Genomic DNA, 20,607 nt, shown 5'->3' with positions numbered 1-20,607 from the left:
GTACACCACCCACCGGCTTAATCCTGTCTCACGACGTGAGACACCGTTCGTTGTCGGACACTCGTCTCGGAAATCAAGTATAGGAGTTCGCACAGCGGGTAGTACATCATGGACACGACGACTACCACCGCATCCGAACCTACCGACACGCGCATCCCGTGGGATTCGCCGACGGTCCGTATCGTCCTTGTGAGCACGCTGCTGGCACCGCTCGGGGTGCCGCTGGTCAGTCCGACCCTGCCAGTCGTTCGCGACACGTTCGGCGTCAGCGAGGTGACGGCCAGCCTGCTGATCAGCGCGTACTTCGTCGCCGGAATCGTCCTCTCGCCGTTCATCGGCGCGCTGGCCGATCGGCTCGGTCGGCGACTCGTCCTCGCCGCGAGCCTCGTCGTCTTCGGCCTCGCGGGCGGCGTGATCGTCGTCGCACCGTCGTTCACCACGGTCTTGCTCGTGCGGATCGTTCAGGGGACGGCCTCGGCCGGCATCTTCGTCGCGACGGTCACCATCATCGGCGACACCTTCGAAGATGCACAGCGAAACGCCGTCCTCGGGATCAACACCGCAGTACTGTCGGTCGGGGCGGCGATCTTTCCGGTCGTCGGCGGGGTGCTCGTCGCCATCTCGTGGGACGCCCCCTACCTGCTGTACCTGCTTGCCGTCCCGCTCGGTGTGCTCGCCTGGCGCGTGCTCGAGGCCCCCGACCGCGACGACCGGGGCGACCGCACGGACGACACCGAGCCCGGAGTCGACCGAGTGGCAGCCCCCGACGGCGGCACTGCTGACGGGACGATAAGCCTCGATACGGGCTACGCTCGAGGGGTGCTCGCCGCGGTCGGCACGGGCAGCGTGCTGGCGATGTTCCTCGCGACGTTCGCGGCCGAACTGCTGTTGTTCGGGGCCATCCTGACGGCGGTGCCGTTCTTGCTGGTCGGGTCGTACGGACTCACGCCCGCTGTCGTTGGGGGCGTCTTGTTGCTCTCGGAGGGCGTGTCGGTCGTCGTCTCGGCAGCGAACGGACGGTTCGCGAGGCGCGCGACGAACGCGACGCTCGTCGCGGTGGGGTTCGTCTGTCTGGCGGTCGGACTCGCCGTCGCGTGGCTCGCCACGTCGGTCCTCGCGATCGCGGCGGCCACCGGGATCATCGGCGCGGGGATCGGCCTCGTGTTGCCGTCAGTCGACGCCGAGGTGAGCGACCGAGTCACCAGTCAGTATCTGGCCGGCGCGTTGAGTCTGCGCAATAGTACGACGTTCCTCGGTCGAACGCTCGGTCCCGTCGCCTTCGCCGGCGTCGCCACGACGACCGGCTACGCACCGTTGCTGTTCGCCAGTGCGGTCGTCGCGCTCGCCGTTGCAGCGGTCGTCATCGCGGGCGCGCGGCCGATCGGGGACGGCGACCTCCTCGCCCCGCGGAGCGCGTGAGTACCCGCCAATCGTCTCATACGGTCTGCTGTAAGTCATTTCCCGGCGCGGCCACAGGACGGCTTGCGGGCGCGCCGGGAAATCGTTACAGCAGTATCAATCGTCGTCCGATCGGTCGTCGGACGATTCGGACCGTTCGTCGATCAACACCGACGCGTCAGGCCAGGTCACGCCCTCGACGAACGGGATGCCGATCCGTTCGGCTGAGCGGGCGATCATGTGCGCGCCGGTCGGCACGGTCAGGAAGAGAAAGCCGATACCGATGAGCGATGTCAGCCCTTCGTTTCCCGGCCCGAAGTAGACGAAGCCCGCGAGGAAGATCGCCGCAGTGCCGAGGGTCGTGGGCTTGCTCGTCGCGTGCATGCGATTGTAGACATTGGGCAGGCGAAGCAGTCCGAACGTTCCAACGGTCAGGAAGAAGACACCGACGACGAGCAGCGCGATGATGAGCGCGGTTCGAATCACTTAGATCACCTCTCCTTCGATGACGAACTTCGCGACGGCGACCGTCGCGACGAAGCCGATAATCGCGAGCACGAGACTCACGGTAATAAAGAGGCCGCGGCCGGTCTGAATGGAAAACAGGACGGCGATGGCGACGACATTCGTCGCGATCGCGTCCAGCGCGACGACCCGGTCCGGGTCCGTCGGGCCGCGGATCACGCGGTAGCTACAGAGCACGCAGAGGCCACTGACGAGGATCAACGCAGCGCGAACCGTCCACTCGAGAACTGTGGGATCCTCACTCACTGCCATCGTCGTCACCTCCGTGCTCCGCGTCTCGCGTGCCGCCGGAAACGACGAGCTCCGGGACCGGGTCATCGGGTGAGGCGGGTTCGTTGAACATCTCGAGGGCGTAGTTCTCCCAGTTTCTGATCGGGTCGACGATCGTCTGCGGATCGCGGCCGTTGACGGCGTGGACGTACAGTGCGTTCGCCTCGGCCTCGTAGTCGAGGGTGACCGTACCCGGCGTGATTGTGATGCTGTTCGCGATGATGGTGATTCCGAGGTCGGTTTCGACGCGAAGCGGGACCAGAACGACTTCCGGTTCGATCGGCATCCCCGGCGAGAGGACCCGATAGGCGACATCGACGTTCGCACGGAGGAGTTCCGCGACGAACGTGATGAGATACAGGCCGGCATAGGGTGCCGCGTGCAGCCACCGTCCGACGTCGGTTCGCTTGACGTACAGTCGCCGGAAGACGAACGCGACGGGGAGGCCGACGGCGAGACCGAACAGGAACTGGCCGACCAGCGCCGATGGCGAGAGGGAAACGCCGCGGACGAAGATCCACAGGACGGCAAAGCCGATACCGGTCAGCGGCCACGTTCGGACGCTCACGGGTGCCCACCTCCGCTCGAGTCGAGTGACTCGATGTCGGTCGGCGAAACGGCGTCGATGTAGGCATCGGAATCCAGCGCGGCCGTCGCAGCAGCGTCGGCGAACCGGTAGATCGGCTCGAATCCGACGCCGACCGCGAGGATCGCTGCCGCAAGTCCGAGGAGCACGGCAACCTGCACCGAGTCGGGTGTCGCGTCCTCGACGGCGGATGACTGTACCCCCCAGAAGCTCCGGTTCCACGTCCGCGTCGCGTACGCGATGGTCAACAGCGACCCGACGAGCAAGAGCACGAGTACCGGAACCGTCTCGGCTCGAGCCGCGGTGTCGAACACGAGGAACTTGCCGAAAAAGCCAGATAGCGGCGGGATGCCGACGAGCGAGAGCGCGGCGACGAAAAACGCGATCGCGAGGGGTGGCGACCGCCTCGCCAGCCCGCCCAGGTCGGCTAGTCGACTCGTTCCGGTCGCCGTTCGGACCGTGCCGACCGAGAGAAAGAGCAACCCCTTCGCGAGGGTGTGGTTCAGCGCGTACACGAGCGCGGCGACGATCCCGATGTGTCGAAGTTCGGGGCTCACCGTCGTCGCCGCGATGGCGACCGGGATCGCGATGAAGCCGACTTGTCCGATACTCGAGTACGCGAAAACGCCCTCCAGCGAGTCCCGTCCGACGGCGCCGAGTCCGCCGACGAGGATGCTGGCGGCGGCCATGACGAACAGCACCGAGCCGACGAACGCGAGCGGCGAGTCGCCCGAGACCACGACGCCGACGCCGGGGGCCTCGAGTGTGACGCCGAGTTGCGCGCCGGCGAAGACGGTAAACGAGAGGCGAATGATCGCGTAGATGCCGACCTTTTTGGTCGCGCCGGCGAGCAGGGCGGTGACCTGTGGCGGTGCCGCCCGGTAGGCCGTCGGAATCCAGAACTGGAAGGGGACGAGGCCGGCTTTGATCGCGAACACCGAGAGCAGCAAGGCGAGGAGGCCGACGACCGGACCCGGATCGATCCCGTACGCTGCCGGCTCGGCGAGACGCTGGGCGAGGTCGGCCATGTTGAGCGTGCCCGTCGTCGCGTAGAGGCCACCGACGCCGAGCAGGAAGACGGCGCTCGCGAGCAAGTTGAGCGCGACGTACCAGAACGCGGCGCGGGTGTGCTGGGGCCCGCCGTAGTAGGCGACGAAGATGTAACTCGCCATCAACATCACCTCGAACCAAACGAACAGGTTGAACAGGTCGCCGGTGAGAAACGCGCCGGTCACGCCGAGCATGAGGAAGTGAAACAGCGGGAAGTAGTAGCTGCGCCGGTCGAGTTCGGGCAACACACGCATCGAGAAGACGAACGACGCGATCCCGATCGTCGCCACCATCGTCAGCAGAAACGCCGACAGCCCGTCGGCAACGAGCGTGATGCCAAACGGTGCCGGCCAGTCACCGACCTGGTAGGTCGCGATCCCCGACGCATCGGGCGCGAGGACGATGTACCAGTCGATCGCCGCGACGGCGACGGCGTAGGCGACGGCACCCACGACGCTCACGGCGGCTCGAGCCTGCGGGCGCTGGCCCAGCAGCAGGGTTCCGACGGCCGTCGCGAGGACGATCAGCATCGGCGCGACGACGAGCTGTGCGTCCGTCCCGATTGGCACTGCGGCCATCGGCATCATCGATGGTCACCTCGCCGCCGATTCGTCGCCGTTCTCGAGTTCATCCGTCGTGCTCACCCAGTTCGGAGACGTCAAGCGTGTCGTGTTCCTCGTACACCCGATAGGAGAGCACGAGCGCGAACGCGGTCATCCCGAAGCCGATGACGATCGCGGTCAGGACGAGCGCCTGGACCAGCGGATCGGCCGTCTCCGGCGCGCCCGCGCCGTGTCCGGCCAACACCGGCACCGAATCGAACGTCCCCGCGGCGATGCCACCCATCGCCAGCAGGTAGACGTTCGCCGCCTGACTGATGATGGCCAGCCCCCAGACGACCCGGATCAGGTCGCGTCTGAGCAGCAGGAACGTCCCGAGCGCGAACAGCGCGCCGACGACGAGCGCGAGGACGAGCGCCGTCATTCGGCACCCACCACCGAGAGGATCGTCAGGAGTCCGCCGACGACCACACAGTAGACCCCGAAGTCGAACGCGAGCGCGCTCGCGATCTCGAGGTGATGATAGATCGGCACGCCCTCGAGCTCGACGAACGTCTGCGTGAGGAAGGGCCGACCGAACAGCAGCGGAACGAGCCCGCTGCCGACAGCGACCGTCAGCCCGAACGCGAACAGGCGATGGTAGGCGACGACGACGCGGTCCCGAGCCGGCTCCTTGCCGGGGTCGACGTCCCGTCCGAGGACGGCCCGCTCTAAGAAATCCAGCCCGAACGTGAGGTAGATGATCGCGAACGCGGTGGTCGTGAGCACGCCCGCGATGAACCCGCCGCCGGGGAGGTTGTGCCCCTCGATGAACAGCGAGGCCGCGACGACGAAGATGATCGGGACGACCGCTCGAGCGGTCGTGCGCATGATGACGGTGGTCATCGGCGTTCACCTCGAGGCTCGAGTCGTGTCATTCCTCGTCACCTCCTGCCCCGCCGCTGCGCATAATAATGAGCGTCAGGATCGAAATCGCGGCCAGCGCGACGACGACGAGTTCGCCGAGCGTATCGAAGCCGCGAAAATCCACGAGAATTACGTTGACGACGTTCGTGCCGCCGCCCTCGGGAACCGCGCGCTCGGTGTAGTAGCGGGCGATCTCGGTCGTTCCGTCGGGACGGGCGTCGGTCGTGACGAGGACCGTGACGAACGCGGTCGCGCCGACGGCGAGCGAGAGGACGCCGTCTCGAGCGACCTTGCCGAGGCCGACCTCGTAGTACTCGGGGATCTCCTCGATGACGAGCAGGAAGATCACCAGCACGAGCGTCTCGACGACGAGTTGGGTCAACGCGAGATCGGGCGCGCTCGCGAGGATGTAGAAGATAGCGACCATAAATCCGAGAATCGAGAGCGTGAGGACGCCGGCGACGTGCGTCGACGCGAGGACGACGGCGAGTCCGGCGACGACCGCGACCGCTAACACCAGTGCGATCGCAGGGTCGGCGTCGAGGCCGATGAGCTCGGCCGGAACGACGGTTGCCGTCGCGGCGAAGCCGGCGAGCGTGAGCGCGCAGGTGGTCGCGAGCGTCCACGTCGCGTACGTCCGAAGCAAGCCGTTGTGAACGCGCGTGGCGAGCCAGCGCCCACTGCCCGTGAGATTGCCGACGACGGCGTCGTACCACCAGTTCGCGCCGACGGGCGGGGCCGTCCGCGGAATCGCTCGAATCCCGTCGTGGAGCGTGCCGTAGACGGGGAACGCGAGGATGCCGCCGGCGATCGCGACGGCGCTCATGCCCACCGCGGGCGAGTACGACGTGGGAATGCCGACGTGCATCTCGTGGGTGTCGACGGCCGTCGCGTCGACGCCCGACTGCACGATCGCCCGAACCGCGAGTTCCGGGTCGACGCTGATGACAGCGGTGAGCAGCGCCAGCAACGCTGGCGGGACGAGTAACGTGAGCGAGGGCCGGTGGACGTGACTGTATCCGGCGGGACGGTCACCCACGAACAGCGCGAGAAAGCGCAGTGAGTACACCACGGTAAAGACGCTCGCGAAGACGGCGACGGCGGGGTAGAGCCAGCCCAGCACGCCGATGTCGTAGACGTGGCTCGCCTCGAGCGCGGCCTCGAACAGCAGTTCCTTCGAGTAGAAGCCGCTAAACGGCGGAATGCCGGCCATGCTGAGCGCGACGACGGCGGTGATCGCCGCCGTGAACGGCAGGTCGTGTCGAAGCCCGCCGAGGTCTGCGATCCGTCGCGTGCCTGTCTCGTGGGCGACGATCCCGGCGACGAGAAACAGCGCCGCCTTGAACAAAGCGTGGTTCAGCAGGTGGAACACACCGGTTTCCGCGCCGAGCACGGTCGTGAAGCCGAAGCCGGCGATCATGAGCCCGAGGTGACTCGCCGTCGAGTAGGCGAGCAGTTCCTTGATGTCCGTCGCTGCCACCGCGAGCAGCGCACAGACGGTCATCGTCACGAGCCCGACCGTAGCGAACAGGAGGAGCCACTCGAGGCTGACGAGCATCGGCCGCACCCGGCCGACGAAGTAGACGCCGACTTTCACCATCGTCGCGGAGTGGAGAAACGCCGAGACGGGCGTCGGGGCCGCCATCGCGTTTGGCAACCAGAAGTGCAGCGGGACCTGTGCGGATTTCGCACCCGCGCCGACGGCGACCAATCCGAGCACGGGGACGAACAGCCCCCGTTCCCGCAGCGCCGTCTGTAGCTCGTCGGGTCGCTCGAGCATCGCCGCGAGGTCGAACGCCGACGCCGGCCCGACGACGTCGCCGGCGACCAGCGAGAGCAACAGGAAGCCGACGAGCAAGAAGAGCCCGCCGCCGACGGTGACGAGCATGGCCATCCGGGCGGCGTACTGCGACTCGTCTTCTTCCGTGTAGTGGCCGATCAGGACGAACGAACAGAGGCTGGTGAGTTCCCAAAAGAGGAAGATCGAGATCAGATCGGCCGCCAGCGCGACGCCGATGATCGAACCCATGAAGGCGAGCAACGCGGCGTAGAATCTGGCGAGCCCCGATTCGTCGTGCATGTACGCGGGCGAGTACAGAAAGATGAGCGTCCCGATGCCGCTTGCGAGCAACGCAAACAGCAGCGCCCAGCCGTCGACGTGGAAGCGAAGGGCGACGGCCAGCGATGGAATCCACTCGAGTTCGACAGTCCCCTCGCTGCCGTACTGGGAGCCGAGCAGTCCGAAGCAGACGAGCGCGACCACCGAGCCGGCGTAGCCCGTCCGTTCGCCGAGCGCGCGAAACAACAGCGGCGTCACACCCGCAACTGCAAACGGAAGTCCCACTGCCAGAAGCACGATCGGCAGCTCCGGATCCATTCAGTCCGATGAGGGTACCAGCAGGGGTAGCTTAACGGTTTGGCTGGCATTCGCGACGTGAGACAGCCACGGCTGCTTTCGCTCGAGATCGGCCAGCACGTGCGGTCGGGTCCGTCACCGCCGGTCCCGCGAGAGCGGTGACAACCGGGACACCTATTGTCGTTCTGGGATTACGGTCGAACATGACCGTCACACGGCGACGACTGTGTTCGGCCGGGCTTACACTCGCGCTCGTCGGTGCGAGCGGCTGTCTGGATGGCACTGAGACGGAGAGCGAGAACGCAGACGGCGACGACTGGGCGTGGTCGGGAACGCTGCCGGTCGACAGCGTCGTTCAGTATCACGACCCGTCCTGTGGCTGCTGTAGCGAGTATGTCGACTACCTCGAGCGCCACGACATCGACGTGCAGGTGGAATCGACGGCCGACCTCGAGGACGTCAAACGCGACGTCGGTGTTCCGGAGGAGGCGATGAGCTGTCACACCCTCGAGGTCGGCGACTATCTCGTCGAAGGCCACGTCCCGCTCGAGGCGATCGCGACGATGCTCGAGGACGAGCCGGCTATCGACGGGATTTCGGCACCGGGGATGCCCCAGTACTCGCCGGGCATGGGGCCACGCGGCGACGAGCCATTGACGATCTATGCCTTCGACGCAGCGGGCGACCTCTCGACGTACACGACCGTTTGACACTGGACGCCAGACGAGCGGTTGTGAGTCCGACACGCTTATTCGCAAACGGCGACGAAAACAGTACAGTGAGTACCGAGACGCCCGATCCAACCGAAACCGACGCGTTCGAACAGGTCTGTGAGACGCTCGTCGAGCGGATCCTCGCGGGCGAGATCGAGCGCGACGACGTCGAGAAGGCCAAACTCGAGGCCTGTTCGGAGCACTCGGCGCCGAAGGTGCCGAAGAACTCCGAACTGCTCGATTACGCCCCCAACGAGCACCGCGAGGAGCTGCAGGCGGTCCTCCAGCGTAAACCAGTCCGCACCGCCTCAGGCGTCTCGCCGGTTGCGATCATGACCTCGCCCGAGCGCTGCCCCCACGGGAAGTGTCTCTACTGTCCCGGCGGCCCCGACTCGGAGTTTTCCTCCTCCCAGAGCTACACGGGCGAAGAACCCGCCGCGGCCCGTGGCGTCCAGAACGATTACGATCCCTACGGGCAGGTGACGCTGCGACTCGAGCAACTGCGCGAGATCGGCCATCCCGTCGACAAGGTCGAACTCATCCTGATGGGCGGGACGATGACCGCCCGCAGCCACGACTACCAAGAGTGGTTCGTCAAGCGGGCCTTAGAGGCGATGAACGACTACGACGTCGAGAAAGAGCCAGAACCGGCCGAAGGCGAAAGCTTCGCACAGGATCCCGAGGAGTACGAGTGGAAGTACGTCGAGGACGTCACCGAGGAAAACGAGACGGCAGATGTCCGAAACATCGGGACGACGTTCGAGACCAAACCCGACTGGTGCGATCCGGAACAGATCGACCGGATGCTCGACCTCGGCGGGACGAAAGTCGAGGTCGGCGTCCAGACGACGTTCGAGCGGATCAACCGGGAGATGCACCGGGGCCACGGCGTCGCCGAATCAATCGAGGCCAACCAGCGCCTGCGCGATTCGGCGTTCAAAGTCGGCTTCCACATGATGCCTGGCCAGCCGGGGATGTCCAAGGAGATGTGCCTCGAGGACTTCCGGCGGATCTTCGAGCAAGAGCAGTGGAAGCCGGACTATCTGAAGATCTACCCGACGCTGATCGTCCGCGGGACAGCGACCTACGACTGGTGGCACAACGGCGAGTACGACCCGCTCGACAACGACGAGGCCGCCGACCTCGTCGCCGAGATCAAAGATATGGTCCCGCGCTACACCCGGCTCCAGCGAGTGCAGCGCGACATTCCGGCCGACTTCATCGACGCCGGCGTCTGGAAGTCCAACCTCCGCCAGCTCGCCCGACAACGCATGGACGAGCACGGCTGGGAGTGTGAGTGTATCCGCTGTCGCGAGGCCGGCATGAACGACGAGGAACCCGACACCGTCGACCTCGACGTCATGACCTACGACGCCTGTGGCGGCACGGAACACTTCATCTCGTTCGAGGACTTCGAGCAGGACCTGCTGGTCGGCTTCTGCCGGCTCCGATTCCCGAACGATCCGGTGCGCCCGGAACTCGAGAACACGGCGCTCATCCGAGAACTCCACGTCTACGGCTCCGAAGTCGCCGTCGGCGGGACGGGCGAGACGGACCAACACCAGCATCAGGGCTACGGCCAGCGGCTGATGGAACGCGCCGAGGACCTCGCCGCCGACGCGGGCTACGACAAGGTCAGCGTGATCTCGGGCATCGGTGCACGGGAGTACTACCGGAACAAACTCGGCTACCATCAGGACGGCCCGTACGTCAGCAAACGGCTCTGAGGTCCGCCGTCGAACCGATTCGAACGCTTTTCGTCCGCATCTGTGTTCGTCGATCGCTGCCCGCTTGAGTCGGACCGCTAATCGTGATGCCTTCGAGTGGTTTCACGCTCGAGAACGGGAGACAATTGCCGATTCTCGAGGGCTAATATAACAATACACCTCCAGAAAATTTATACGGCACTGTGGATAACGTTTCACCTGCCGACGATCGTCGGCACCGTTGTCATCACTCCCCACCCCGACAACGGCACCGAGTTGCCTCTCAACGCGCCGTGAACTCCCCAGCTCGTTCGTCCCCCACCGAACGAGCACCCCGCGGCGTGTCTTTTACCGTCGCACGAACTCGAGAGCGGCGCGTCTCGAATCACGTCTGAGTTCTCGACGTCGCCGCGAGCAAAGGATAACTAGGTTGTATTCGTCATGTATATTCTCGAGGCCGACCTCTTTCGAGACGAGATGACATTCAGCGACCAACTGCTCGAGGACGGCGACCACATCTGGGAGGCACAGAAAGCCCATCCGTTCGTCCGCGAACTCGCGGCGGGAACGCTCGATGCGGCTGCGTTTCGCCACTGGGTGACGCAGGATTATCGGTATCTGCTCGACTACGCGCGGCTGTTTTCGATCGCGGGCTCGAAGGCCCGCGACGAGGCGACGATGACTCATCTACTGGGGGTCGCCCACGAGGTCCTCGACCACGAGATGGATCTTCACCGGGAGTTCGCCGCCGACTACGGCATCTCGCGTGCGGACCTCGAGTCAGTCGAGAAAGTGCCGACCTGTGTCGCCTACACGAACTTCCTCGTGCGGACGGCCTACGAGGGCACGATCGCCGAAATCGCGGCCGCGCTATTCCCCTGTATGCAGGGCTATCTCGACGTGGCCGAGCACATGGCCGCCCTCGCCGACGGCGAGCATCGATACACTCCCTTCATCGACATGTACACGAGCGAGGAGTTCCGTGAGGCCACCGCGTGGTGTCGGGAGTTCGTCGACGACTGCGGCGAACGGTTCCCAGGCGAACACGACGCCATGCGCGAGGCCTTCCTCACGAGCGCGAAACTCGAGTACCGATTCTGGGAGATGGCGTACACGCTCGAGGAGTGGGAGATAGCGTGAACCGCCTCGGGGTCAAGTGGTTCGAGAGACTTCGTCTCTCGTCATCACGGAAATCGGAGATTTCCGTACGACCCCGAGGCACTTGCCTTGCTTCTCTGTAGATTTTTGCGAGCAGTTCGACCGAAGCGAGGGAGACCCGAAGCAAGCAACCGAACCGGTCGTTCTCGGCCAGTTGACGAAGCAGCGTGTGCGCCCTCAGTCGATCGAAACCTCGAGTTCGAGGATGCCCAGATACGGCGGCGCGTTGCCGCCGCTCTGGCGGAGTTCGGTCGCCGACGCGCCGATGTAGTCGTAGAACTCTCCGGGCGTCTGTGGGATCACCGGCGTGCCGTCGTCGCGTTTGAGATAGGCCGGGGCATCCGTATTCTGGATTCGATCGACGCGTTCCTCCCAGTCGCGGCCCGAGTAGAGGAAGATGCCGAAGGAGAACCGACCGGCGGCGAGGGCGTCGTGTTTCGACGCGAAGAGGTCGCCTTCCTCGCTTTTGTACTCCTCGTCGCTGACCCACGCGAGTGCCGCTACGTCGTCGGTCTGGAGCAGGTACAGGTCCCAGCCGAGTTGGGCATCGAACACGGCCCACGTGTTTCGGGGCCCGACCGTATCGACCTCGACGCTGAAGGCAGGGCGGCCGCGCGCGCCGGACGGCTCGTGGACGAAGGTGGCGTCGTAGCCGGGGACGCGGATGCCGCGGTCGTGGTAGACGATCCCGTCGACGTCGATATCGGCGTCGAGTTGGTCGACGATGGACCGAACGGAGAACGCGCCTTCGTCCTCGAGGTGGTCGACGAACGTCTGAAAGCGGGAGACGTCGGTCCACGGGCGCTCCTCACGCGAACTCATGGGCACTTCCCTCCGTGTGTCGGCTGGCCGTGGTGGCAAGCAGTGTCGACAGCGTCGTACATACCGTCATGGAGGTACCGGGTGCGGATTAGCCTTTCCGACCGCGACCTCGACCAGACAGCGCCGTCGGCGCCACGACGCCACGTCGGAGCGACACGTCTTTTTGACCGCGCCGGGCAGGTGTACGTATGGATCCAAAGCGCGAGCTTACGAGCGTCGACCTCGCTGCCCTCGTCGGGGAACTCGGGGCTTACGAGGGCGCGAAGCTCGACAAGGCGTATCTCTACGGCGACGATCTCGTCCGACTCAAGATGCGGGATTTCGACCGCGGCCGCATCGAACTCGTTCTCGAGGTCGGCGAGGTCAAACGCGCCCACACGGTCGCCCCCGAGCGGGTACCCGACGCCCCCGGGCGACCGCCGCAGTTCGCGATGATGCTCCGAAACCGACTCTCCGGGGCTGACTTCGTCGGCGTCGAGCAGTACGAGTTCGACCGCATCCTCGAGTTCACCTTCGAGCGCGAGGACGGGACGACCCGACTCATCGTCGAGCTGTTCGGGCAGGGCAACGTCGCCGTCACCGACGGCGAGTACGAAGTGATCGACTGCCTCGAGACGGTGCGACTCAAGTCTCGAACCGTCGTGCCGGGCTCGCGCTATGAGTTCCCCGAGAGCCGACTCAACCCGCTAACGGTGTCTCGTGAGGCGTTCGACCGCGAGATGGAGGATTCGGATACGGACGTCGTCCGAACGCTTGCAACGCAACTCAACTTCGGTGGCCTCTACGCCGAGGAGCTCTGTACTCGTGCCGGTGTCGAGAAAGGGATGGATATCGCCGACGCCGCCGAGGACGAGTACGACCGCCTCTACGAGGCCATCGAACGGCTCGCGCTCGACTTGCGAAACGGGAACTTCGAGCCACGACTCTACCTCGAGGACGGAGACGAGGAAGGGGACGACGGCGAAACCGACAGCGCACGCGTCGTCGACGCGACGCCGTTCCCGCTCGAGGAACACGCCGAACTGGCGGCCGAACCTTACGACTCGTTTCTGGCCGCGCTCGACGACTATTTTTTCCGGCTCGAACTCGACGAGGACGAGGAGCCGGACCCGACGACCCAGAAACCCGATTTCGAGGAGGAGATCGCCAAATACGAGCGGATCATCGAGCAACAGCAGGGGGCGATCGAGGGGTTCGAACAGCAGGCCGACGAGCTACGAGCGCAAGCCGAGTTGCTCTACGCCGAGTACGGCCTCGTCGACGACATCCTCTCGACGATTCAGGAGGCTCGCGCGCAGGACCGCCCGTGGGACGAAATCGAGGAACGCTTCGAAGAGGGAGCCGAGCGCGGCATCGAAGCCGCCGAGGCGGTCGTCGACATCGACAGCAGCGAGGGAATCGTGACGATCGACCTCGACGGCGACCGGATCGACCTCGTCGCCCACGACGGCGTCGAGCAGAACGCCGACCGGCTCTACACCGAGGCGAAACGCGTCGCAGAAAAGAAAGAAGGCGCGCTGGCGGCCATCGAGGACACCCGCGAGGATCTCGAGGACGCAAAGCGTCGCCGCGACGACTGGGAAGCCGACGACGAGGGCGACGAGCAAGCCGACGACGAGGAAGCCGAGGAGAAAAACTGGCTCGAGATGCCGTCGATCCCCATCCGAGAGAACGAGCCGTGGTTCGATCGCTTCCGCTGGTTCCACACCAGCGACGGCTACCTCGTGATCGGGGGTCGCAACGCCGACCAGAACGAGGAACTCGTCAAGAAGTATCTCGAGCCCGGCGATACGGTCCTGCACACGCAGGCCCACGGCGGCCCCGTCACCGTGTTGAAGGCGACGGACCCGAGCGAAGCCTCCTCCTCGGACATCGAGTTGCCCGACTCGAGTATCGAGGAGGCCGCCCAGTTCGCCGTCTCCTACTCGTCGGTCTGGAAGGATGGCCGCTACGCGGGTGACGTCTATGCCGTCGACTCCGATCAGGTGACGAAGACGCCCGAAAGCGGCGAGTACTTAGAGAAAGGTGGCTTCGCGATCCGCGGGGATCGGACCTATCACCGCGATACGCCGGTCGGCGTCGCAGTCGGCATCCAGTGTGAACCCTACACCCGCGTCATCGGCGGCCCGCCGTCGGCGATCGAACAGACCGCGGAGACGACGATCGAACTCGAGCCGGGGCGCTACGCCCAGGCTGACGCGGCGAAGCGACTGTATCGACGCTTCCGCGAGCAGTTCGCTGACGAGTCGTTCGTCCGCAAAATTGCGAGTCCGGACCGCATTCAGCATTTCATGCCGCCGGGTGGCAGTCGAATCGCCGAGGAGTAGCGCTCACCCATTTTCGTCGAATCGCTCGAAGATCGTCCAGACGCGCGTGTCCACGACGGCGTGTGTCGAGAACTCGTAGTCGATGTCGTACAGTTGGCTGCGGGTGAGATACCGCTGCTCTCGGTACTGGTCGCCGAACGTCGCCAGCCGTTCGGGCAACACACCCTACGTCTCGGCGTCGTGCTCGAGCGACGTCGCTACGAGGTCGCGGTCGATCTCGGTCGGCATTCGCTCGAGTCGATGGGATGTCGACTGGAGAAGGGTTTGATATCGACGGCCTCGAGCGTAATGCGACCGCGGAGGCCGCGGTCCGGCCACGACTACCCTTCGGTGATGTCTACGTCGACATCGACATCCGCGTCCGCGTCGGCGTTGGCGTCGTGCTCGAGCTTGTCCGTCCAGCGCTGTTGACTTTCGTCGTAGGACGCCCCGAGCGCGATCAGGAAGCCGATGATTGCGGTGATCACCGCGATTGCACCGACGGCGACGACGGCGACCGACAGGAGTTCGCCGCCCAGCACCTGCGCAGAGGTCAGCAACGACACCGCGGTCACGGCTGCGATCAGGGCGAGCAGGCGACCGAAGCGGCCGGTGTCGAAGCCCGTGTCGGCGTCGTCGGTGCCGGTGTCCAGCAGCTCGTTGATGATTCCGCTGTACTCGTCGTCGCGAGAGGCGTTGCCGAGCGAGTGAATCGAGTGGGCGACCCACAGCCCGGCGGTGAAGTTGAGCAAGGCGACGAAGGAGACGAGCCCGATCTCTCCCCCGACGAACAGCCCCGCCAGAATCGCGTTGGCGAAGGCGACGACCATGACCGCGTGGATCGTGAGTGAGCGCGTGCCGAAGTCCTCGAAGAGCTGAACGTGTGCGAGCTTCATACACACAGTTGGCTTCGAGCGTGAATACAACGCGTCCCTAACTATGCCACACTGTACCAAACGTGACTGTGTCGCGAACCGATACGAACGCCGAGCGAATCCGTCGACCACGCGGGACTCGTTCGAGTCGAGAGCCGCTCGAGGGATCGCAGCCCACTTACCGATTCCGCGCAAAGCCACGGCCATGCAGATCAAAGACCGGGAGCACGTCGAGGGCGGGCGCGAACGGGTGACCGTCGTTCCCGAGAGCGTCGACGACCTCTGGCACTTGCAGTACGTCTTAGAGCCCGGTGACCGCGTTGCGGGCGATACGACCCGACGGATCCAGCGCAACGACGACCAGATGCGTGATACGGGCGGCGAGCGCGAGCATATGTGGGTCGCCATCGCTGTCGACGATATCGAGTTCCACAAGTTCGCGAATCGGCTCCGAGTCGGCGGCGAGATCGTCGCCTGCTCGCGGGAGGACCAATTGGGCTTTTACCACACCCTGAACGTCGAGGAGCGCGACGAACTCTCGATCGAGAAACGGTTCAAGCCGGACCAGGAGGCCCGCCTCGAGGAAGCCGAGGAGGCGACCGAAAATCCCGACGTCGCGATCGCGACCGTCGAGGAGGGGCAGGCCCACGTCCACACGGTCGCCCAGTACGGCACCGAAGAGCGGGCGACGATCACTGGCACGACCGGGAAAGGCGAGTACGCCCGCGGGCGCTCGGAGCTGTTCTCCGAACTCGGCACGGTTCTCAAACGGCAAGACGCGGACGCGATCATCCTCGCCGGGCCCGGCTTTACGAAACAGGACGCCTACAAGTATTTCGAGCAGAACGTGCCCGAGATCACCGAGCAGATCACGATGGTCGACACCGCAGCAGTCGGCGACCGCGGCGTCCACGAAGTGCTCAAACGCGGCGCTGTCGCCGACGTCCAACAGGAGACTCGCATCGAGAGCGAGGCCGAATACATCGACGAACTCACGAAGCGGATTGCCGAGGGCGCGAAAGCGGCCTACGGACCCGAAGAAGTCCAGCAGGCCGCCGAGTTCGGTGCGATCGAACGGCTACTCATTCTCGACGACCGACTCCGGAAAGAACGCGGCCCCGACGGCGAGTGGGCGATCGACGTCGACGATATCGTCCGCACGACCGAACAGAAAGGCGGCGAGGTCACGGTTTTCTCGAGTGAGTTCCCGCCCGGTCAGCAACTCGCCAATCTCGGCGGGATCGCGGCACTGCTTCGATACCGCCTCGAGTGAGCACGGGTCGATCGCCGGCAACGCGGTTTCGAAGGACCGATTCGGTCACTCGGCGATGGGTTGGACCTCGTCGCTCGCTTCGATCAACTGGATCAGCACGGACGCAAACAGCGAGTCGGCACTCCAGATCGCCGTCTCGCTGAGGTCATCGTCGACGACGCTCAACAGGAGGCTCTCGTCGTCGACGAGGACGATCCGGCCCGATCGGTCGTCGTCATCGCGGTGGGCTGGCGGAGTCGCAGTCTCGACACCCTCGAGCGCGCCGAGTCGTTCTCGAACGGCATCCGTGCGGCTGAGTACGAGCACCGACACGCCGGCGGCGGCCTGTTCCTCGAGCGTGCGCTCGATCGAGTCCGTGACGAACGACGGCAGACGCGTCCCGAAGACGATCGTCTCCTCGGCTTGCGAGAGGAGATCGACGACGCGGTCGTCGACGCGGTCGCGACTGCGGACGGTCCAGATATCCTCCTGTGTCTCCTCGGTTGCTGACTCCCGTTTGACTGCGTCGACGTACTCGAAAGCCCGCTCACGTTCGCGTTCGAATCGTTCCTTGAGCGTGGTCTGTGCTTCCTCGATGCTCACGGGTCGGTACCGAATCGGGTTCGACTGCTGGATCTCGAGCAGCCCACGATTCTCCAAACTCTCGGCGACGCTGTAGACCTGCGAGCGGGGAACGTCGGTGACGCTGGCGACGTCGCGCGCTGTCCCGGAGCCGAGCCGGTGGAGGGCGATGAAGACCTTAGCCTCGTAGCTGGTGAGTCCGAGCCGTTCGAAGGCGTCGACGGCGTCGCTTTCGTCGACGCTCATCGGTCATCGCCTCCCGGTCCGTCGCGTGTCGTTTCGGTGCCGCCATCGCTCGCGGTTGGCGCTGCCGTCGCCGCTCCGGACGTGTCGAAGGAGACGTCTGGCCCGAAGTACCGCGTCCAGACCACCAGCAGCGCTGGCAGGACGACGACGCTCGCGAGGAACGCGTACGTAATCGTCAGCGCAGTGATAATCCCGAACTGCCGGAGTACGGGTAAGATGGCAAAGGCGAGGGTGCCGAAGCCACCGACGGTCGTCGCCGCGCTGCCGAGCAGCGCGCCCCCGGTTCCCGTCACCGTCGTCCGCATCGCCGACCAGACGTTGCCCTGTCGCTCGAGTTCGAGCGTATAGCGGGCGCTGACGTGGATGCTGTAGGCGACGCCGAGACCGACCGTGAGGCTGGTGATCATCCCAGTCAACACGTTAAACGGCATGTCGATGAGATACATCGTTCCGAGGATCCAGCTCACTGAGAACGCGACCGGCAACAGGGTCACCGTGCCGAGCGTCGCGCTGTTCCCGGTTAGCCAGTAGGCCACCGTCAGGAACACGAAGACGGCGACGAGTGTGATGAGCAGGCTCTGTAACACCGTGTCGAGCAGGTCCTGCTCGACGATGTGGCTCACGATCGGATCGCCGGTTGCGATGGCGTTTCGCTCGCCCGGCCCGGCGTCGAGATTCCGCTGGTCGCCGGTTCCGCTGGCGTCGATGAATCCAGCGACGGCTCGCATGTCCTCGGTCGTCTGGTCGAATCCGACGTTGCCGCGAGTGGAGATGATCAGCCGAGCCGACTCGTACTCGCCGTCGTCGGTCCGATAGAGGACGCTGCTCGCCGCGTCCTCGTTGACCTCGAACAGCTCGTCGTACAGCGCCTCGACGTTTTGGTCGGGGACGTCGTTGTCGTCCGTATCGGCAGCCTCGAACGACTCGTTGAACGACTCGTTCTGGGCTGCGGTCTCTTCCATCACCGACAGCGGGCCGCGAACGTCCGCATCGCCGTTCGGGAGCGTGTAGACGGAATCGGTCGCGGCCGCTTCTGCCTCTGCATCGGCCAACTCCTCGAGCGTGCTATCGTCGCCGACGTCCCCTTCGACGAGGATCTGTGCTTGTGTGTCTTCGCGCTGGAAGTTCTCGTTGACGTAGTCGAGGTCGTTTTTGGCCTGATACTCGCCAGGTGCCATCCCCGCCGGAAGGTTCTCGGTCCAGGCGGGTGGGCTCTCGGCGAGGAAATCCTCCTGATTGAAGCTCGTGTCGACTTCGCTCGCGCCGTAGACGCCGCCGGCGGTGAGCAACAGCGCAGCCACCAAGACGACAAGTGGTGCCTTTCGGGCAGCAGTCGAGCCGACCGTGAGGGCGCTGGCGAAGCGGCTCTCGCCGGTCCCGAACGCTCGCTTGTGGCGGCTCCAGCCGCGTGCCTCGAGTGCCGAGTCGATCTCGACTTTGAGCGCGGGGATCAGTGCGCCGAAGATGATCAGGGCAGCGATGATACCGACGGAGCTGACGATTCCGAACTCCTGGATGGGGCCGATCGGGCTGACGAGATTCGCGAGGAATCCGATCGCGGTCGTAGCTGTCACCCAGATGAGGGCGACGCCGACGCCTGCCAGCGCGAGCGCCATCGAGCCACGGACGGTGCTCATCGCCCCATCCGTCTCGCGTTGCTCGCGAATCGCGTTGCTTCCCGCTCGCTCGTCCGAGACCCGCTGGGTCTCGCGTTGCTCGCGATGGCGCATGAAGACGTGGATCGCGTAGTCGATCGAGAGTCCGATCAACAACACCGGCACTGCGATCATCATCTGGTTGAACGCGATTCCGGCCCAGCCCATGAAGCCGAACGTCCAGACGAGGACGGCACCGATCCCGGCGACCCCCAGCGCGATGTCGAGAGGATCACGATAGGCGATCACCAGCGCGATGACGACGAACAACAGCGCGAGCGGGCCGACGATCGCGAGACTGTCGCCCATCGACCGTTCGATCTCGTCGTTGACAATGCCGAACCCGAAGACCAGATACTCCTGCTCGCTCTGCTCGGCGAGTTCACGAAGGTCGAGCTGGGCGTCGAGTTCCGGGCTGGAACCGCCGCCCATTCCAGCCTGACTGACGTCCGTCTGCTGGCTGATCAGTGTCATGCGGGCGTCGGCTTCGGTCGAGCCGGGCTCGTACGATGTCGGCATGAACGCCAGCGCCGCACCGCCGCGCTCCTCGTCGTCGGACAGCGTTTCGACGAGAACCTCCTCGTACTCCTCGTCGTCAAGGTCCTCGAGCGCCTCGATCTGCTCGTCGAGCGACGGTCGCTCGTCGCCGCTCTCCTCGAGCGCCTGTTGGTCTGCTTCGAACTGTTCGAAGTCTTCCTCGAGTGCCTGCTGATCGGCCTCGAGTTGCTCGGCATCGGTCTCGAGTTGTGCGTACTCGTTTTCGAGGACGCCGACCGTCGCGCCGGTGTACACCTCCTCGAGTTGCTCGGAGAGGTCCTGATACTCGGGGATGGACTCCGGATCGTCGGTCTCCTGCTCGATCGCCCAGCGCTCGGCCTCGATCTCGCGTGCCTGTCCGGCCAACTGCTCGTACTCGGCGGTCTGCTCGTCGTCGAGGTCGGCCGTCTGTGCTGCCTGAGCGATCGTGCCGTTGATTTTGGTTTCAGTTCCCGCGGCGGCCTCAGTCTCGTCGTTTGCGAGCTGGGCCTGGCGCTCGCGCTCGAGTGCCACCGTCTCGTTGAGCCCGTCCTCGAGTGCGCCGCGTCTGGTCTCGAGGGCCGCCTCTCGTTGCTCGAGTTCGGCCCCGCGCGTTTCGAGTTCCTCGCGCTGTGCTTCGAGTTCAGCGCCGCGTTCCTCGAGGCCGGCGACCTGTTCGTTCGTGATCGCCGTGATCGCGACGAGGTTCTCGACGCCGGTGATCGAGTCGTTCTCGACGAGCGTCGCGTTGATCGACTCGTTCGCGTGAATCTCTTGTTGGAACTCGAGCGAGTCGATCAGTGACTCCTTCGTGAGGGCATTGTCACCGCGATATATCAACTGTACTGCTGTCGTGTTTTCCTCGCCTTCGGCGGCGAAGCGCTCGTTGGCGTCTTCGAGCGCCTCGGCCTCCGGCGAGTCGCTTTCGAACTGGTCGAGCGACGAGTCGTCGTCGACCATCGGCATTCCCGCACCCACGAGCGCCGTCGTCAAAAGCAAGACGACGATGACGACTCGAGCGTGCGCGGTTATCACGTCCGCGAGACGATTCGGGACGCTCATCCGTTCTTCGCCTCGAAATCCGTCAGCTGCTGTTCCAAAATCATTCTGTTGTTATGATCCTAC

At 64.9% G+C, this 20,607-nt stretch carries 18 protein-coding genes; 6 read left to right on the top strand and 12 right to left on the bottom strand.

Translation table 11 applies throughout. The features are described 5' to 3' along the window. Nucleotides 1–108 precede the first annotated feature (108 nt). A complete protein-coding gene (locus GCU68_RS01615; RefSeq protein ID WP_152938728.1) occupies nucleotides 109–1,419 on the top strand; it encodes an MFS transporter in 1,311 nt (436 codons plus the stop codon). 96 nt (nucleotides 1,420–1,515) lie between these two features. Here GCU68_RS01615 and mnhG read toward each other — a convergent pair whose 3' ends face one another. The 7 genes from mnhG to mbhE are packed head-to-tail and all read right to left on the bottom strand — an operon-like array spanning nucleotide 1,516 to nucleotide 7,672. Next, nucleotides 1,516–1,884: a monovalent cation/H(+) antiporter subunit G gene (gene mnhG / locus GCU68_RS01610; protein ID WP_152938727.1), complete on the bottom strand. Its 369-nt coding sequence runs from the start codon at nucleotides 1,882–1,884 to the stop codon at nucleotides 1,516–1,518. Next, a complete protein-coding gene (locus GCU68_RS01605; RefSeq protein WP_152938726.1) occupies nucleotides 1,885–2,175 on the bottom strand; it encodes a monovalent cation/H+ antiporter complex subunit F in 291 nt (96 codons plus the stop codon). Beyond that, the gene (locus GCU68_RS01600; protein WP_152938725.1) at nucleotides 2,162–2,761 is read right to left on the bottom strand and encodes a Na+/H+ antiporter subunit E; all 600 of its coding nucleotides are present in this window, start codon (nucleotides 2,759–2,761) and stop codon (nucleotides 2,162–2,164) included. Before GCU68_RS01600 ends, GCU68_RS01605 begins: the two co-directional genes overlap by 14 nt. Then, a complete protein-coding gene (locus GCU68_RS01595) occupies nucleotides 2,758–4,407 on the bottom strand; it encodes a complex I subunit 5 family protein (protein WP_152943537.1) in 1,650 nt (549 codons plus the stop codon). The genes GCU68_RS01600 and GCU68_RS01595 overlap by 4 nt, the downstream gene beginning before the upstream one ends. 49 nt (nucleotides 4,408–4,456) lie before the next feature. Continuing rightward, complete coding sequence (locus GCU68_RS01590) at nucleotides 4,457–4,813, bottom strand: sodium:proton antiporter (protein WP_152938724.1); 357 nt, start codon at nucleotides 4,811–4,813, stop codon at nucleotides 4,457–4,459. Beyond that, nucleotides 4,810–5,274 (bottom strand): MnhB domain-containing protein, encoded by a 465-nt coding sequence (locus tag GCU68_RS01585; protein WP_152938723.1) that lies wholly within the window; start codon nucleotides 5,272–5,274, stop codon nucleotides 4,810–4,812. The genes GCU68_RS01590 and GCU68_RS01585 overlap by 4 nt, the downstream gene beginning before the upstream one ends. Before the next feature lie 28 nt (nucleotides 5,275–5,302). Beyond that, nucleotides 5,303–7,672 (bottom strand): hydrogen gas-evolving membrane-bound hydrogenase subunit E, encoded by a 2,370-nt coding sequence (gene mbhE, locus GCU68_RS01580; RefSeq protein WP_152938722.1) that lies wholly within the window; start codon nucleotides 7,670–7,672, stop codon nucleotides 5,303–5,305. A gap of 182 nt (nucleotides 7,673–7,854) precedes the next feature. On the opposite strand from mbhE, the gene GCU68_RS01575 reads away from it, so the two are divergent. The 3 genes from GCU68_RS01575 to tenA all read left to right on the top strand — a co-directional run bounded on the left by GCU68_RS01575 (nucleotide 7,855) and on the right by tenA (nucleotide 11,210). Continuing rightward, nucleotides 7,855–8,361: a DUF411 domain-containing protein gene (locus GCU68_RS01575; protein ID WP_152938721.1), complete on the top strand. Its 507-nt coding sequence runs from the start codon at nucleotides 7,855–7,857 to the stop codon at nucleotides 8,359–8,361. A gap of 68 nt (nucleotides 8,362–8,429) precedes the next feature. Then, nucleotides 8,430–10,091, top strand: coding sequence for a tRNA uridine(34) 5-carboxymethylaminomethyl modification radical SAM/GNAT enzyme Elp3 (locus GCU68_RS01570; RefSeq protein WP_152938720.1), 1,662 nt, complete (start codon nucleotides 8,430–8,432; stop codon nucleotides 10,089–10,091). Nucleotides 10,092–10,547: 456 nt separating this feature from the next. Further along, complete coding sequence (tenA, locus tag GCU68_RS01565; protein ID WP_152943535.1) at nucleotides 10,548–11,210, top strand: thiaminase II; 663 nt, start codon at nucleotides 10,548–10,550, stop codon at nucleotides 11,208–11,210. A gap of 195 nt (nucleotides 11,211–11,405) precedes the next feature. On the opposite strand, the gene GCU68_RS01560 is transcribed toward tenA, so the two are convergent. Beyond that, complete coding sequence (locus GCU68_RS01560) at nucleotides 11,406–12,050, bottom strand: hypothetical protein (RefSeq protein WP_152938719.1); 645 nt, start codon at nucleotides 12,048–12,050, stop codon at nucleotides 11,406–11,408. Nucleotides 12,051–12,238: 188 nt separating this feature from the next. Between GCU68_RS01560 and rqcH the strand changes: the two genes are divergently transcribed. Beyond that, the gene (gene rqcH, locus GCU68_RS01555; RefSeq protein ID WP_152938718.1) at nucleotides 12,239–14,377 is read left to right on the top strand and encodes a ribosome rescue protein RqcH; all 2,139 of its coding nucleotides are present in this window, start codon (nucleotides 12,239–12,241) and stop codon (nucleotides 14,375–14,377) included. A 3-nt stretch (nucleotides 14,378–14,380) separates the two neighbouring features. Here rqcH and GCU68_RS21165 read toward each other — a convergent pair whose 3' ends face one another. Together GCU68_RS21165 and GCU68_RS01550 are read right to left on the bottom strand one after the other, a co-directional pair. Further along, complete coding sequence (locus GCU68_RS21165; RefSeq protein WP_168927053.1) at nucleotides 14,381–14,539, bottom strand: hypothetical protein; 159 nt, start codon at nucleotides 14,537–14,539, stop codon at nucleotides 14,381–14,383. Nucleotides 14,540–14,697: 158 nt separating this feature from the next. Next, nucleotides 14,698–15,252, bottom strand: a complete 555-nt coding sequence (locus GCU68_RS01550) for a hypothetical protein (protein ID WP_152938717.1) — start codon at nucleotides 15,250–15,252, stop codon at nucleotides 14,698–14,700. Nucleotides 15,253–15,436: 184 nt separating this feature from the next. Between GCU68_RS01550 and GCU68_RS01545 the strand changes: the two genes are divergently transcribed. Continuing rightward, the gene (locus GCU68_RS01545; RefSeq protein WP_152938716.1) at nucleotides 15,437–16,504 is read left to right on the top strand and encodes an mRNA surveillance protein pelota; all 1,068 of its coding nucleotides are present in this window, start codon (nucleotides 15,437–15,439) and stop codon (nucleotides 16,502–16,504) included. 45 nt (nucleotides 16,505–16,549) lie between these two features. Here the strand turns inward: GCU68_RS01545 and GCU68_RS01540 are convergent, their stop codons facing one another. Together GCU68_RS01540 and GCU68_RS01535 are read right to left on the bottom strand one after the other, a co-directional pair. Continuing rightward, complete coding sequence (locus GCU68_RS01540; protein WP_152938715.1) at nucleotides 16,550–17,311, bottom strand: TrmB family transcriptional regulator; 762 nt, start codon at nucleotides 17,309–17,311, stop codon at nucleotides 16,550–16,552. Next, the gene (locus tag GCU68_RS01535; RefSeq protein WP_152938714.1) at nucleotides 17,308–20,544 is read right to left on the bottom strand and encodes an MMPL family transporter; all 3,237 of its coding nucleotides are present in this window, start codon (nucleotides 20,542–20,544) and stop codon (nucleotides 17,308–17,310) included. The genes GCU68_RS01540 and GCU68_RS01535 overlap by 4 nt, the downstream gene beginning before the upstream one ends. Nucleotides 20,545–20,607 lie beyond the last annotated feature (63 nt).

This window comes from Natronorubrum aibiense (assembly GCF_009392895.1).
Taxonomy (GTDB): Archaea; Halobacteriota; Halobacteria; order Halobacteriales; family Natrialbaceae; genus Natronorubrum; species Natronorubrum aibiense.
Note: the sequence above shows the minus strand (reverse complement) of the source record. Positions and strands in the feature narration are given on the sequence as shown.